Source organism: Streptomyces sp. NPDC051105 (assembly GCF_040682795.1).
In the GTDB taxonomy this organism is placed as follows: domain Bacteria; phylum Actinomycetota; class Actinomycetes; order Streptomycetales; family Streptomycetaceae; genus Streptomyces.
Genome location: NZ_JBFBBR010000004.1, coordinates 225980 through 242520, shown reverse-complemented (window position 1 = coordinate 242520; position 16541 = coordinate 225980). Strand labels below are relative to the sequence as shown.

The following is a 16541-nucleotide window of genomic DNA, read 5'->3' as shown; positions in this document are numbered from 1 at the left end:
GCCCTCAAGGTCTTGGCGGAGGGGCGGACCGCTGTCCGAACTTCGCTCGCCAGTGCTGGCCGAGGTGGTAACAAGGTGGACTCACCTGCCTTCTGGTGAGTTGCTGCTCACCGAGGGCGGCAGCTGCTCCGTGCCATGGGTTAGCCGCAAGTGGCGAGGCTGAAGTGCACCGGAGGACATTCATGTCCGGAAATGATTGTGCATGAGCCCCGTCACATTGCCCAGTGTGCAGCCGCCAGGGATCCTAAAAGGCTTGCCAGAGTGGCAGGCGTTTGGGGGATGTGATGGCCCGCCCGGCAGTACGTGATGGCAGCGATCCCAAAGCCGTCCGTGACACTCGCGTCTTGATCGACTGTCTGCAGGAGCTGGTGCGGGGCGCCGTCTCCAAGACCATCCGTGATTGTGCCAAGTACCCGGAAACGGTGTGGCTCGCGGACGCTCCCGATGGGACCGTGCGCCGTGCTGTGGACGCCGACCCTCGCATCATGGTGGTCAAGCACCGTCCACCCCAAGAAGCACCGCGGCTGCCGGCGATCTTGCACGGCAGGGTGTCCGCCGAGGCCGCCGCCACCGCTGGACCGCAACCTCCCGGCCTGATCGACAACACACCGAATGACCGTCAAATAGCCGACGACCAGGCAAGCGTGGAGGAGAACCAACTGGCTCTGGAGAGCGGCAGCTCCGAAGAACGCAAGGCGTACGAGACGTGGGCCGGCAAGTGGATGCGATGGTCACAGGAAGAGCTGGCGGCCGAGCCGCAACGGCGACTGCACCAGCAGCTGTACCGGATGGCCAAGAAGATCGAGCAGGACAGCGACACCTTCGAAGTAGTCCTGGCCGTAGGTCTCTTGCAACTCGGAGCCGGTCGTCCCTCGGCCCGGGTCCGCCGGCACATCGTGACCACACCGGTGACCCTCACCGTTGAACCGGCATCGATCAACGTGACCGTTTCTCTCGTGCCGGAGCACCCCGGCCGTCTGGAAGACACCGACTTCCTCAGCGAGTCCGACGGCTACACGTCGGAGCTGCTGGGGGTCGTACGCTCCGCTGTCGAGGACGTCCCCTTCCACCCGCTGTCGGACCGGGCTGCACAGGCCGTGCGCTCGTGGGCGCAGCGGGCTTTCGGAGTCGACCGCGTGCTCCCGTTCGACCCCACCGGCCAGCACCCCGACCGCACCGCTGAACCCCAGACGCGGTCACTGCATCTCGCGCCCGCGCTCATCCTGCGCGAACACAGCCAGCGCTCCGTCCTCGGCTTCTACGAGAGCATCGCCCGGGCGCTGAAGCGTCCGGGAGCACAGGCTCCTTTGGGGCTGGCGCAGCTGCTGTATGACCTTGAACCGGAGCACCGGACGGCCTGGGGGAGCAGGAATGGCTCCGTGCCGCCGGCACTGGGACCGGATCCGCTGTTCCCGATGGTCACCAACGCTGCCCAGCGCGATGTCCTGGACCGGCTGCAGCGCGACACCAGTGTCGTGGTCCAGGGCCCGCCGGGCACCGGAAAGACACACACCATCAGCAACCTGATCGCCGCACTCCTCGCGGACGGCAAGCGAGTCCTGGTCACCAGCGCCAAAAGCCAGGCTCTGAACGTGCTGCGCGACCAGCTGCCGTCCAAGCTGCGCAGCATGTGCGTGATCCAAGGCGATCAGTGGCAGGGCGGTAACTCCGATCTGAGCCAGTCGCTGGGAGCATTGGCACACCTGAACGCGACAACGAACCTTGCTCGGCTCCAACAGCGCATCGACGACCAACAGACGCAGCGGCACCAGCTCATGGCAGAGCAGGCCAAAGTCCAAGACCGCCTGCGTCAGGTACGCGAGGTCGAGTGGTACGAGCACCCCGAGATCGCGCCGGGCTACCGAGGGCGGCTCGACGACATCGTGCAGGCAGTGGAACACGGCGCAGCTGAATATCAGTGGCTGCCGCCCCTGGATGTCCAGGCCCCACAGGTCCCGCCCCTGACCACGGACGAAGCTGAGCGACTGTGGCTGCTGGTTGCCCAGCACGGCCCCGGAATCCTCGACGCCCGCATCCAGTACTGCCCGGACCCGGCAACGCTGCCGGACCCGACGGAGGTTTCCCGCCGCATCACGGAACTTCAAGGAGCCGAGGAAGCCGTCGGCCGCGAGCCGGTCACACCGCTGGCGCAGGAACTGGCGGACCACGGTGACGCGCGGCTCATGGTGCTGGAAGCGCTCCTGGACCGAGCTCAGCAGGCCCTGCAGAGGGTCGGGTTGTCCGCGGACCCCACCTCCTGGCAGGCGGATATCTGGTCCACGCGTGCGCTGCAGGACGGCATCGCCCAGCGATGGCAGCAGCTGTGGGACAGCATCCGAAACGCCTCACAGCGTGCACAGCAGACCCACGACGAGATAGCCGCCGCCTCCTTCCTGGAAGTGGAGATCCCGCGCCTGTCCGAAAGCGAGGAGAAGGAGCTCCTGATCGCGGGCCGCAATCTGGAGCAACACGTCCTGCGCACCGGAAAACTGAACACGCGATGGCCCCGACCGGCCGTCGTCAAGCAAGCCCGATTCCTCCTCGAACAGTGCCGGGTAGAAGGCATGGCGCCGGCCAGCCGGGAGCACATCACCGCGGTCGTACGGCAACTGGAGATGCGTGCCCACGCCCGCACCCTGCGCGGCCGGTGGACCGGCGTCGGATCGGCCGTCGGACAGGACACCGCCGAACTGATGACGTCCGAGCTCCTGGACAGGGCCGTCATCCTGCAAGCCATCGACACCTGCGTGGAGGTCATCCGCCAGGTCCACGCAACCCTGCTGGCCGACGGAATTCAGACACCGGTCACCACCGCCGAGCAGTGGCGCGACATCCGCCAGGCCACGGCCCAGGCCCGTCAACTCCTGCACATCAGGACCGCAGCACAACGCTTCGAAGAGCTTCTCAAGAGTCTTCCCCCGCCTCACCCGCATGGCGTGGAAGAGCTGCAGCGCGCGGTGGATGCCGTAGCGGCCCGTGATGCGCAGGCCTACGCGCAGGCGGTGGAGGCACTGGCTGCGGCATACCAGCGTGAGGCAGACCGGCGCGAGACCGGGAAACTCTTCGAGTGCCTTGCCGAGGCCCACCCCGAACTCGCCAAGGACTTCGCCGGCGATCCCCTCGCCCCGCACTGGCGCTCCCGGTTCGCCGTGCTGCCCCAGGCCTGGGCATGGAGGCAGGCTCAGGACTTCCTCGACACCCACCTGCTCCCAGGACGCGAAGAGCAACTCGAGGGCGAACTGGCCCAGACCCAAGGCCGGCTGCACGACCTGGTGGAACAGCTGGTCTGCGACCGCGCAGCACTCCATTGCGTCAGCCGCATGACCACCAAGCACAAACAGGCCCTTGCTGCGTACGCCAGCGCCGTGGCCAACGCAGGCAAGGGAACCACCGAGTACGGCAAACGCCACCAGCGTCACGCGCGCTCAGCTATGCAGACAGCGCAAGGAGCGGTACCGGCGTGGATCATGCCGCTGAACCAGGTAGCGGAAACGATCAGTCCAGAGCCGGACTCCTTCGACGTCGTCATCGTCGATGAAGCAAGCCAAGTGGGCCTGGACGGCCTGCTTTTGCTCTGGCTCGCACCCCGCATCATCGTCGTCGGCGACGACCGGCAATGCGCCCCGTTCTACAGCGGCAGCAAGCATGACCGGATCACCCAGATCTTCGACGAGCGCATGGCCGGCCTCGAACCCTGGCAGCGCGAAGGCTTCGACCCCAAGTCCAACTTGTACGAACTGCTGCAGTCCCGCTTCACTGAAGTGATCCGTCTCGCCGAGCACTTCCGGTGCATGCCGGAGATCATCAAATGGTCCTCCATGCAGTTCTATCCCGACAACCAGCTGGTCCTGCTGCGCCAGCACGGCTCCGACCGCCTCCCTCCGCTGAAGGTCGTCCACGTGCCCGAAGGGCACTGCGAAGGACGCCGGGACAAACTCATCAACCGGCCCGAGGCAGAGGCCGTCGTCAACGAACTGCACCGCCTCACCCAGGACCCTGCCTACGCCGACCGCAGCATTGGCGTGATCATCCTGCGCCACGGCGACCAGACCCGCCTGGTCCAGGACCTCGTCGACCAGCGCATCGACGTATCGGCCCGCGAACGCCACAGCATCCAGGTCGGCACACCCGAACAGTTCCAGGGAGACCAGCGCGACGTCATCCTCCTGTCGATGGTCGTCGACGGAGCCAACGTCATCGCCGCGACCGGCCGGAACCACGAACGACGCTTCAACGTGGCCGCCAGCCGGGCCCGCGACCAGATGTGGCTCTTCCATTCCCTGACCATCGACCAGCTCAGCAGCAAAGACCTGCGCCGCTCCCTGCTCACCTACATGGTGAGCCCGCCCCCGCCCTACACACACCCCCACCAGCCCGCCAACGTCAGCGCAGACCGACACTGCGAGCCCTTCGACTCGCTCTTCGAGCAGCGCGTCTTCCTGCGCATCAAGGAACGCGGCTACGACGTAGTACCCCAGTGGGAAGTCAACGGAAAACGCATCGACCTCGTCGTCACCGGAGGCCACGGACGCCTCGCAGTCGAGTGCGACGGAAGCCCTCACCACTCCACCCCGAAACAGATCCACGACGACGCCGAGCGCGAGCGGGAGCTTCGCCGCGCCGGCTGGACGTTCTGGCGTATACGCAGCAGCGCCTTCGCCCTCTCACCCGACGAGGCCTTGGAACCTCTGTGGGAACGCCTGACCGAGCTGGGCATCCATCCCCGCACGGTCCGCGAGCCATCCATCGATGACGCGCTGACCGACATGCCCTGGACTCCGGTCGGCCTGGCCGAGGCCGAACCCGACGAAGACGCGGACCCCTACGACGGCGAGCCGGACGAAGACAGCGAGGGACACTGACATGGACAACTACGACGACAGCACCCTCGAAGAACTGGCCGCCATGGTCTGCGGTGACGAGCCGGGCATGAAACGCCGAGCGGGCTGGGAACTCGCTCCCTTCCTCCGCCGGGCCGGCTGGGAAGACGTCCCCGACCACGACGGCAGCCCGCGCCACCGCTGGGTACACACCATCCTGCGCGAACGGCAGGAAGACCAGGCAGGAGACACCGAGCGCGTCATCCTGCGCCTGGCCGACCGACGGGAATACCAACAACAACCCGCCGACTACGACGCCGTCATCCAACGCCTCCAGGAAGTCCTCGCCCTCGAAGGCCGCCGCATCGACTACCACAAAGGGCAGCCGTTCCTCATCGAGTACGACCCCGACGAACCCCCTCGCCCCCAGCGGGTAGAGCTGAAGGTGGCCATCACCGACATCGTCTCCGACCCCGACCTGGCCCGCGCCGTTCAGCTACGCCTCGACGAAGCCCGCATCTGCCAAGAACACGGCGCCTACACCTCCGCCGTCATCATGCTCGGGAGCCTCCTCGAAGGCGTCCTCGTCCACGCCGCCGACGTCAGAAACGCAACCGTGCCGCTGACCCGCCCCGCCCGCGACACCCGACTGCAGGACCTCATTCAGCACGCCCACACCAACCAGTGGATCGACCAAGACGCAAAAATGGCCTCAGACCTGCTACGCACCTACCGCAACCTGGTCCACCCCCTCGCGGAGAAACGAGCCAAACACAGCGCAGACTTCGACACAGCCGACCTCTGCTGGTCCACAGTCAACGCTGTGCTCAACGACCTGGCGGCAAGCAACCCTCAATAGGCGTCGGTAACGACGTTAACGAGTTTGACAGGAATGTGGCAGCCCCTTTCTTACCCGTTAACGTCGCGTTGCTGTAGCTTGCACCATCGACAGCGACCGCAGACTGAACGCAAATCTCTCATGGAAGCCGTCAACAGCCCCGGCGTGGACATAACCAAATTTACTGCCAAAGGCGGAAGGTGGCTTTGCGGCGAGCACCTTCGAACCGGAAAGATCCGGGGCGTACTGAGATTCTCCGGGGCGGCGCACACAATGGAGAAGCGTCTGAGTCATTCAACTGTAGATGTTTCCCCGAGCTCAACTGACGGTCCCTCTGTTGCAGCCTGCTCGGGAATCTCAATCGGGGGCGATTCCAGAGAGACCGTTCCGAAGAATGCCTCGAAGATGAGGTCGAACTCGCAACCAGCGGAGTCTTTAAAGACAGGCAGGCCGCGGATGGCTTCGGCAGTGGTATACCGCTCGCAGAACGTGCGAGCACGGTCGTTCTTGTTGTTCGATTCGTTCGTCTGCAAGTCCGGATAGTAGGCCTCGATGGCCCCGCGCTCCCACACGTAGATGTTCTCTTCGCGGAGCATTCGCAGCAGGTCCAGCTTCATCTTCTCTAGCTCAGGGTCACTGGCTTCCTCCAGGATCCTGCGCGCCGCGCCTGAAGCGGATCGGGCGAAGAAGGCGTCTACAGCGGCGTTCAACTCGTCGAACCCGCACAGTCCCTGGGCGTGCTCCTCCTGCTTGATCTTGGCCTGCCGCCACAGTTCCCGTGCGCTGCCGCTGGTACGGATTCCCTTGAGGGTCCTGCTGGAAACCTCATCCGATTCTTCCTCCTCCACCAACTCCGTGACCCGGCACACGAGCCGATCACGCAGTTCACGGCACTTTTCACTGGCGCCCAGCTTGTCGAAGCCGTCAAGCACGGCATCCAGGTCAGCGATGACTGCGACTCGCATCTCGAAACGCTGGAAGAACTTGCGGTACCGCTCGATGCTTCCTTTTCCCTCTACCTTGGCGATCGCGGCTCCGCGCTTCTCGAAATCCCACTGGGGGCTGAGAGTGCGCGCGATATGGGGAATGAGAGTTCGGTCGCTGGGGCCCTCCACGAGCAGAACGGAGTTGGCGAAGAAGGCGGCCTCGTTGTTCTCGTACGTGATGATCTCGAACTGGTCCCGGGCGTTCATGTCGGACAGGTCAATCACACAGGTCCGGCTGGCCGGCGGATCCAGAGTGTGGTCCTTGACGACCTTCACGAAGGTACCGGTTGCCCCGGGGGCACAGAACGCAGACGAGTGAGTACTGACCAGGACGTCGTTGTAGTGAGAGAAGATCGTCAGGGCTTCAAAGAGTTTGCGCTGCGCCTGCGGATGGAGGAAGACCTCCGGCTCTTCGAACAAGAGCAGACAGGGCTGCTGGGCACTGTCGGGCTGCGAAGGCCGTGCAGTCTTGAGGTCCACGTACGTACGCAGGATCGCGAACGCCACCGACCTGCGCAGACCGTCTCCCTTGGTCTTGAAGGGGCCACTGACGCCGTCGTTGATGGCGATCTGGGCCTCCTCCAACAAACTGCGAAGTCGGGGTGGGGGAATCTCCAGACGCACACTCGCACGAGGGAAGGACTCTTGGAGGTTCTGCTGGATCAACGTCTCGATCTGGCGCACCTCCGGCAGCCGCCGGTCCGACTCGCTGCCGTCCTCCTCCTCCACCACATTGAGTTGGTTCCGCAGTTGATCGAAAGAGGCTTCCAGCTCAGGGAGTTGATGCTCGATGTCTTCGAATAGAAGGGACAGGAGCCGACCGAACGTTGCTGATGACGTGGTCTTGAGATCGTCGTTCAGCTCTTTCACGGCCGGGATGTAGATTGGCTCCGGCAGCAACGGAGCCACCGATTTATCCAGGCCGGTCATCAGAGGATCGTCGCCCGTGCTGTAGGCGCCTTCCGGAAGAGCGGCGACGAGTTCAGCCCACTCTCGTCTCACGGCCACACGCGTGATCTTGCCGGACAGCTTGTCGAAGATCTCTGGGTAGACACCTCGAACGTTCGCCTCCAGCTCCTCAGTGGAGATCTTGGGGCGGAGTACCTCCTCAAGAGCTGGTTTCCGCAAGCGAGCATCGCTGGGCACCTTCTTGACCACCCACATGGAGCCCTTGCCCGGACTGGCGTACGTCCGGGCCAAGGTGAGGCGGCCGTCGCTCACCTCTGGCTCAATACGTGAGCGGTGACTGTCTTCCAGGCGCTGAAGGTCAGCCTCGTGGATTTCGGAGAAGCTGAGCTGGATGCGGACGGGGCGGGCGGGATTGAGGAAATCGGCCTCCGTGACGGCGGCTGAGCGCAAGAAGATGTTCAAGGCCTGGAACACAGACGACTTCCCCGCGTTGTTCTCGCCGATCAGACAACCAAAGCGGGAGAGGCGGATGTCAACCTGGCTGAGCCCGCGGAAGTTATCGATCTTGATGTGTGCGAGGCGCATGGTGCTCCAGAAGACTGTCGGGCCGAACCGACATCGTAGAGGCCCGTGTCGCCTCGACGTGGAAGTTCGAACACCACGGAAGCAAGGCCCCTTCCATGAGTTGACGCAGCACAGGGTGCAAGGGTCCTCGAACGGGGGCAGGAAGTGGGAGGCGTTTACGCATCGACTCGATGGGGTGCATCGGACCTGCCTACTGAGTGAGCGTTTTCAGCTCGGCCACCGATCGGGTGACGCCGACAGGGTGCGCAACGCACGAGGCTCCCGTGCCGTTGGGGGAGGTGTTCGAAGTCTCAACCCACAGGCGCAGGAGCCGCGTTGGTTCCGTATTCTGCCGCACTCGACCTACCTCATGCCCTGGTCGAGTGGGCAACCATGCTCATCGTCACCCGCGAGGGTGGCCGACGGTGCAAACTCCCGCCGCACCAGCGTGCGCTGGTCGGCCTGGTGTACCTGCGACGCCACGACACCCTCGCGCAACTCGCGGCAGGCTTAGGCATCTCCGTCGGCACCGCCCATGCCTACACCGCAGCCGTCATCGCCCTGCTCGCCGACCGCGCACCCGGGCTCCTGCGAAACCTGCGCGAAGCCGACCCCGACTACGTCCTGCTGGACGGCACCCTCGCGGAGTGCGACCGGGTCGGCGACAGCCGGGCCGACTTCTCCCAAAAACACCGACGCCACGGCGTGAACGTGCAGGTGGTGACCGATCCAGCAGGACGACTGCTGTGGATCTCACCCGCACTGCCCGGCCGCGCGCACGACCTGACCGCGGCCCGCACCCACCGGATCCTCCGGATCTGCGAACGCCAAGGCATTCCGATCCTCGCCGACCGCGCATACATCGGAGCCGGCCCGTGGGTGACGACACCCCTCAGACGCCTGCCCGGCCGCGACCTCACACCAACCCAGCAAACCGTCAACCGCGCGCTGTCGGCGGCACGCGCGGCGGTCGAGCGCGGCGTCGCACGACTGAAGTCCTGGCGGATCTTCCGCAAAGCCCGCTGCAGTCCCAACCGCATGTCGTCAATCGCAGCCGCCATCCTCACCCTGGAGCGGCACCGCTGAAAAGGCTCAGTGATAGAGATGGTCTGAGGCAATGTCGCGGTCCCGCACCGATCCGGTAATCGGACCAGCGTGATCAGTGCTCGGGATCCCTGTCATCCTGTGGTGAGGCGGGGTCTGGCAGTGATGAAGTGGAACCAGTTCGCCGATACGGACGGACTGCCGCACGCTCAGATGGATCAGCGGTCGGGGTCACGACCTCAGTGTCGATCACGCCCCACGGTCTGACCGTGATCGCTAATCTGCCCATGGTCCGTCTATCGGATCGGCTACCCTACGTGCTGCGAGTGGCTGGGGGAGGTGACGGGATCAACCTGCAGTGCCAACTTCCCCTGTACAAATACTCATCCCTGAAATGCGCAGCGGAGTTCCACCTCGTCTGGGTAACGCCGCAGCTGGAACCCCCACCTAAAGTCAGGGCACAACCAGGACGATTCAATGATTGACGAGCAGCTTGGACTGGATACGGCAGCGGCCGAGCAGACTGTCGTTTCTGTATTCAGGCAGATTGTTGCTGTCCTTGCGAGCCGGTCCAACGCGGCGATCGATGACGTTGCCCTGTTCCACCTGGCGAACACGTTGTTCGCTGCGTTTGCCAGGGCGGGGGAGGACGGCCTCACAACAGAGCAGATCAAGGCGGCCTGCGCCGCCTTCCCGGACGAGCTAGTCAAGGACCGCCTGAGCGTGCTGAAAGGGCTCGGCGCGATCCAGCCTGCCTTTGACAAGCCCTACCAACGTGAGTACCGGGCCTCCTTCACCAGCTACGTCTCCATGCTGTTCGTCCAGCGGATGTTGGCCCGCGGAGGTCAGTCGGAACTGCACCAGCTTCTGACGATGGAGAAGATCAGGCTGGAAGGCGGGGAGAGCACAACCGAGGAAGCCCTTGAGGTAGTGGTCGGTATCACCACCGCACTTCGACTGCTCGTCGCCGAACTCGTAGCGCTGACCGTCAGCGGCACGGTGGAAAACCTGCGGGAGCGCGCGCCACTGCTATGGAACGCCAAGTCGCTGATCGACCAGGCGTCCGCAGTGCACGAGATCCTGTTGCAGTTCTGGCCCGCACTCAGCCGTAAATGCGGCGAACTGCGCTCGGCGATCGCCGCCTACGAAGATGCCTCGACGAACGCCTCGGCTCGCCTCATGGCAGCAGCGGGAACTTCCCGGGCCTTGAATCTCCTACCCCCCGAGATGTGGAAGCGCTTCGCGAACCGCGCATCGGTGGACGAGCTCGCGGCGGTCCTGGCCGATCAGGTATTCGACGCGCCATCCCCATGGCACGACGTCGCTGACCTCGCGGAGGCCGTGGCCCGCACGCCACAGACAACTACCAACCGCCCGACACCACCGCGGTCCCCAGTTCCCGATAACAAAGAACAGCCCTACCAGGAATGGAAGGACGCCGAGGCCGAACGGCTGGCGGCAATCGCCGAGGAAGCGCTCAGCGGCGAGGACTCTGTGGCAGTCGAACACCTTCTGTCGGACATCGGCTGGGTAACAGCACGCCGCCTACTGTCCGACCTGACCGCCGCGAGCAACAACGACCGACTCCCCTACCGACTGACCTGGACCGGCCCGGTCCAGGTACGGGCAGGCAGTGTCCCCTCCTGGCTCACCTGGGGCGTGTTCGAACGAGTACGGAGACCCGCGTGAGTGATCCGGACGAGGCACTGTGGTGGGCGAGGGTGCGGGCCGAAGGCCCGCTGCGCATGCCGGCAGCCACAAGAACACCGGCAGGCATGCTGCGCGTAGTGGAGCAGGATGGTGAGATCTTCTGGCTGGTGCCCCGCCCACCCGACGACGTCACGCCAGCCGTGCTCCGCGAACTGCAGATGCCCTTGCTCTCCGTGAGACACCCCAACGAGACCAACCGGGTCCTTGCCGCAGCGCTGCGTTGCTGCTGGACCGATGTTCAGGCAAGCCCCTGGCCAGGCCAGTCGGCAACGATGCACGAGGTACTGGACGTCGTGGACCAGCTCATCCCCGGACGCGAAAGAGAAATTCTGCACCGCTTCGCAATGGGAGCATTCCGCCGCCTGCACACCAGTCGGTGGTTGTACATCGATGGCCAGGCGCAGACAGTCCGTCTTGGCCCCTGGACAGCCACCTGGCCCGACCAGGACATCTCCCTACTGCGGGACCTATGGCGTGAAATACCGCCCCCTCGACCTCCCGGGCAGGCGCACCGATGAGCGGCCTCTTCGACGACATGCTCCAGCCGCTCGGCGATAAACAGCGCGACGCGCTGGTCTCAGCCTGGGCCGCCCTTGAGTACGGCAGCGAGCCTGCAAGCGAAGCGGCGCTTCCCGCCCTCCGAGACGCGGCACTGCGTCACCAGCTTGACCAGATGCTGCACATGACCGGCCGCACGCTGGTCCCCGCAGGCGCCAACCTCTGGACATCGGGATACCGGGACGATATCGCTGCAGAACTCGTCGCGAATGGCTGGGGGATACTGCCGCCGCTGGAAAGAGCCGCGCTGATCCTGGTACTGATCCACTCAGTTGCGATCCCCCGGGCAGAAGGACGCCTGAGTGGGGACAACTGGCAGTCGAACCACCCCACGACACCGACCCAGCTGCGGAAACTCTCGCAGATCCACGGGCAACTGCGCCTGTCTGAGGCCCTGCAACGACTGCGCGCAGCAGGCCTGGTCCGCACGGCGCGCGTACCAGACCACGAGACAGCAGGATCCTCCTACATTCCCGGGCCCGCACTACGCCGACTCACACCAGCCGCGCGCCAACGACTCCAGGAAAACCTGATCCTGGCCGTGGGCCCGGATACTGCTCTCGCTACCGCGATCACGGTCCGCCGGAACCTCGGCAACCCCCAGAAATGACGAATTCTTCAAGGAACGGTGCATGGACAAAAAAGAGCCGCCGAAAGACATTGTCGGCGACCGTGTCCTGGTCGGCCTCCAGAGCGTGCGAATCTCCAGGCTCTCCACCCACCCCATCCCGCTGGCAGCCGGCACCCTCATCGCCGTGGCAGGACAAGGGCCGAAAGACTCCAACGGAGCAGGGAAGTCGTCACTCCTGGCCCAGATCAGCTTGCTGCATGCCGACGAACAGTGGCGATTCAGCTCCGGCGCACCCGCCGCAGTCGACCTGCTGTTCAACTCCGAAGACGCCGGCGGCGAGGAGCACTGGGGCAACGCCGACTACGGATACCTCATCGGCGTGTTTGCACCCCCTATGGGCGCCCTCGCCCAGTTGCAGGCCGGCGCCCTGACCGTGTGGATCCGGATCGACAGAAACAGCCAAAAAGGCAGCCCCCGGCTGAAACTGCGCTGGCAGGAAGGACTGCTTCTACCCGCTGGAGACAGCGAAGCCGAACGGGAACAGTCCGCGGACTCGGTGTGGCACGCCTTGCCTCCACAGGCCGGACGATACGACGTGGCGGCCCGCGACCTTCCGTACACGCTCTACGGGGACCACGTGCGCTGCGTGTCGTTCCTGTCGACATCGGTACGGGCCAGTGCCGCCCCCAACCTCCTCGCCCAGCCACTCAACGAGATCTCCGAGCGGCGGATCTTCGAGGCAATCGCCGTACTCACCGGCATTGAGCACGAACTACAGCAGGAACGCCAGGCACGCCGCAACGAGTACGACCGCCTCCAAAAGGCCAGCAAAGCCGAGTCCGACCTCGCCACATGGGAAGAGCAGACTCAGATCACCGAAGAGGGCATCGAGGCCCGCGACCAGGCGCGCAAGGACGTTATCGACGCCGCTGACCGCTGGCGGTCACATACAGCACAGATGCTGTACAACGCCCTCCAACGCGATGCCGACATCCAATCCGAGATAGCCGGGGCCGACGCCGAGATCGAACAGGACAAGCGCACAGCGCACGAGCTAGCCAGGCGAGCGAAGGAACTGGCCGACGACGAGGCATTCACGAAAAGACAGAAGGCCGCGCAGAGCACATTCACAAAGCTCGACGACGCCGACCGCGACCTGGGCGAGCAGGTGGCAACTCTGCAACAGCAGATCGAAGAAGCCGACGGCTGGTGGCGTGAGGCAAAACTCAATGCCCGTGACGCCGACGGCCGCGACGAACCAACCGCCCAACGAGAGCGTGCCGACGCGGGCGCCGAGTTGGACAAGAGGGTCAAGGCAGTCGGAGTGGCGGAGAAGGCACTATCCGATGCCGAGGAAGGCTTGGAGGACGCGGAAAGCGGCAAAGACCTGGCAAGACAGCAGATCGACCTCCTCGCAACCGAGAGAATCGAGGCCATCTGTCTCCTTGACGCCGTTGCCCTCACTGATCAGCAGAGGCCAAAGTGGGAGCCGGCCCTGTGGCCGTACCGTGCAGCCGCCGTCGTGGACCACCACCACCTCAAGATGGCCAGTGACCTCCTCGCGGACCTGCCCGGCTCGATCTTGATCGCGGCCAATCTGACCGCAGCCGCAAGGAACGCTGACCTCCCGTGCAACACCAACTCGGACTACGACCTGAGCGGTTTCCTCGCGTCGCTGGACTCGCGAGTCACAGCCCACGCCAACCCTGATCGTGTCTACGATGATGCGGGCATCGTGACGATCGGCGGTTTTCCCCGGCCCGTGACCGACCGCGCTGCCCGCATCGCCGCTGCACGAGACCGCGTCCGTCAGGAATTCGACAGTCACCGGGAAGCCGTGCGGATGCAGAAGGCCGCCGAGCAGCAAGTCGCCGGTGCTGAGCGCAGACTGAACGGCGTAAGAGCCGCAGCCGAAGCCGTTGAGTTGCACAGAAAGATCAGCACTCTGCAGGCGGAAGACCAGGCCGCCCGAGACGAGCGCGCGAAACTGGCCCCTGACCTCACTGCCGCAGCTGCCGAACGGGACGAGGTGCTCCGTCTGGAGGGGCGCCGCGAAAACGAAATCAAGTCTCTGCGCGCACAGAAGGCTGCCCTCGACGAAACCACCAGAGAGAGGCAAGAAAAACGGGGAAGTCTCGAAAAGGAGCAAGTACAGCTGGACCTCGCCGGACTGAGAGCCCGCTGGAACGGTACGGACGAGTCCGCCCGAGACTACCTGCTAGCCCTGCCAGAAACCCAGCAAGCCTGGACGCCTGAAGACTGGTGGGAAGAAGCCAAGACTCTGATCAACACCGCGATATCCAACTGCTTCCCTCCAGCCGCCTCTCACACCAGACCGAAAGAAGTCACCAGCCTGCTGGCCGAGTTCAGCCAGCGCGGCCCAGACAGCAGCACAAAGGCACAAGCGGCCTTCCCCGCGTTGCGCCACGCGCTGCACGTCTACCTGCGCCAGCACGAAGACACCGACCAGTATGAGCGCCAACAGATCGCCCATCAGCGCAAGGAGCGCCACGAGAGCCTGGACGCCGCGCGCATCGGCCACGGGGAAGCCGTCCAGGCCAGCCGAGCTCACCGAGGCGCGCTCACCTCTGCCATCAAGCAGAAGCTGGAAGACGTCAAAGCCGCGTTCGACCGGCTCGATATGGCCCACGGCGGATACGGAGCCTCACTCCAATACGACGAACCTCTCCCTCCAGCCCACCCCACCGAGAACTGGGAATGGAAAGTCACGCCGACGTGGCGGCGCGCCCGCAGACGCCATCACATCCCCTACAACCGGCGGGCCAACACCGCACAGATCGATGATCGGGCGATCAAACTCGTGTGCGCCGCTGCAGCGGCGAGCGGCACCGGTCGGCCCCTTGTCCTCGTTCTCGACGAACTCGGCCGCAATCTCGGCAAGCAGCACCGCCGCGAGGCGGTCGCCCTGCTCGGCCAGATCGGCAGGGAGAGCGGCATCACCGTCGTCGGGGCACTGCAAGACGACATGGAGTCCTACGCCATCGACGCCTGCGGCGAATACATCAAGCTACGCCGCAGCTCAGACTCCAGCCCGTACAACGAGCAACCCGTCGTCGTCGGCTACGACGAGCACGCCCCACGTGTCGAACTGCTCCGGGCCTGGCTGACCGGCAACGAGTACCGGGATGCGGTATGACCGCCCGCTCCCGCCCGCGTGGCTTCGCGATGCGTCACCTCAGCGTCTATCCCGGCCTCACCACATACGCAGTTCCCCTGCCCGATGGTGACTACAGCACCGACCGCCACGGTAATCCCAAGATCGCGCGTGTCACTCTGGAGCCGGAAGGTTTCCCCGCACCGCACCGCCCGGACGGCCTGACCGACAGCCAGTGGGCCTTTGCCACCAACGGCCCCCGCCGATGGCAGTCCGCCGTGACCACATTCGGTGACCGTGCCGAGGAGATAGCCGCAGAGCTTGCGCGCAACGGATGCATCGTCCTCGAATGCGACTTCCGCGACGCCCGCGTGGTCCTGCCGCCCCGTGGCTGGGCTCCCCATCCTGACCTGCATGCGGCCCAGCAAGAGCGCACCAGCCAGCGCGCTGCCCAAAGGGCCACTCAGGACAACGAAGCACGCCGCCTTTCCGCCGAGCTTGCCCGCTATCCCGCCGCCCGACCATTGCAAGCCATCCTCAGAGCACAACGGCACGGTGCCTACCGTGACCACGTCATCGAGGCCGCCCGCGTCCTTCTCGCCGACGAGACCATGACCGGCATGGGCGAGGTCGAACCCTGGGCTCCTGTGCAGTGGCTCAAGCGTGGAACGAAGTCCGACTACGAGAAGGACCAGGAGCCGCTCGCTGAGGGTGGCCAGGGCGCTGTTTTTGGCGGCGTGCACAAGCACGCCCGCATTCCCGTCGCTCTGAAACAGCTCCGCTACGGTGATGAGGACTCTGTGCACCGCATGGGTCGCGAGATCTCCATCGGTCACCTGTACGGACAGCACCCGAACGTTATGCCGGTGCTTGACTCTGACCCAGATGGTCGATGGTTCGTCATGCCGCTTGCGAACGGCAGCGCAGCCAGCCACGCGGAACGTCTGCGGCGGGAGACCGGAGCTCTGCGGGACCTTGTCACAGCGGTCTGCGAAGGACTGCGCCGTCCGCACGCCGACGATCGGATGCACCGCGACATCAAGCCAGCAAACGTCCTCCTCCTCAACGGCAAGTGGGTCGTGGCGGACTGGGGGTTGGGACGTCAGCCCCGAGGAGAGACCAGCGTTCCCCACCGAACGCGGACCGGCACCGGCTTCGGGTCCGAGGGATTCGCCGCGCCGGAGCTGGCCTCCGGAAACCCCCATCATGTGGCGGCCAGTGCTGACGTCTACAGCATCGGACGACTCATCGCAGCCATCCTGACCGGAGAGCGTCCCGAGCAGAACGTCTCCCTGCTACCCGCGAACGGACCATGGCGAGCCGTAGTAGAGGAGGCAACCCGCCACAAACCGACCGACCGCCCGCAGGACGTGGACGAACTCCTGCGCCTGCTCAAGGACATTTCGTGACTGTTCCCACACTGTCT

At 64.9% G+C, this 16541-nt stretch carries 8 protein-coding genes; 7 read left to right on the top strand and 1 reads right to left on the bottom strand.

Going from position 1 to position 16541, the window contains the following annotated elements; all coding sequences use genetic code 11:
• Positions 1 to 344 precede the first annotated feature (344 nt).
• Positions 345 to 4862, top strand: coding sequence for an AAA domain-containing protein (locus AB0N16_RS11850; protein ID WP_365795576.1), 4518 nt, complete (start codon positions 345 to 347; stop codon positions 4860 to 4862).
• 1 nt (position 4863) lies between these two features.
• Positions 4864 to 5679 (top strand): hypothetical protein, encoded by an 816-nt coding sequence (locus AB0N16_RS11845; protein ID WP_104786645.1) that lies wholly within the window; start codon positions 4864 to 4866, stop codon positions 5677 to 5679.
• Between the two features lie 269 nt (positions 5680 to 5948).
• On the opposite strand, the gene AB0N16_RS11840 is transcribed toward AB0N16_RS11845, so the two are convergent.
• Positions 5949 to 8138 carry an AAA family ATPase gene (locus AB0N16_RS11840; RefSeq protein ID WP_356355776.1) on the bottom strand — a complete coding sequence of 730 codons (2190 nt, stop codon included), beginning with the start codon at positions 8136 to 8138 and terminating at the stop codon, positions 5949 to 5951.
• A gap of 315 nt (positions 8139 to 8453) precedes the next feature.
• Between AB0N16_RS11840 and AB0N16_RS11835 the strand changes: the two genes are divergently transcribed.
• The 5 genes from AB0N16_RS11835 to AB0N16_RS11815 all read left to right on the top strand — a co-directional run bounded on the left by AB0N16_RS11835 (position 8454) and on the right by AB0N16_RS11815 (position 16524).
• Complete coding sequence (locus AB0N16_RS11835) at positions 8454 to 9203, top strand: transposase family protein (protein WP_365795573.1); 750 nt, start codon at positions 8454 to 8456, stop codon at positions 9201 to 9203.
• A gap of 435 nt (positions 9204 to 9638) precedes the next feature.
• The gene (locus AB0N16_RS11830) at positions 9639 to 10850 is read left to right on the top strand and encodes a hypothetical protein (RefSeq protein WP_104786637.1); all 1212 of its coding nucleotides are present in this window, start codon (positions 9639 to 9641) and stop codon (positions 10848 to 10850) included.
• 535 nt (positions 10851 to 11385) lie between these two features.
• On the top strand, positions 11386 to 12039 hold the full coding sequence (locus tag AB0N16_RS11825) for a hypothetical protein (RefSeq protein ID WP_086800011.1): 654 nt from the start codon (positions 11386 to 11388) through the stop codon (positions 12037 to 12039).
• A 22-nt stretch (positions 12040 to 12061) separates the two neighbouring features.
• Complete coding sequence (locus AB0N16_RS11820; RefSeq protein WP_365795571.1) at positions 12062 to 15157, top strand: hypothetical protein; 3096 nt, start codon at positions 12062 to 12064, stop codon at positions 15155 to 15157.
• Positions 15154 to 16524 carry a protein kinase gene (locus AB0N16_RS11815; protein WP_123543916.1) on the top strand — a complete coding sequence of 457 codons (1371 nt, stop codon included), beginning with the start codon at positions 15154 to 15156 and terminating at the stop codon, positions 16522 to 16524. Before AB0N16_RS11820 ends, AB0N16_RS11815 begins: the two co-directional genes overlap by 4 nt.
• Positions 16525 to 16541: the final 17 nt, after the last annotated feature.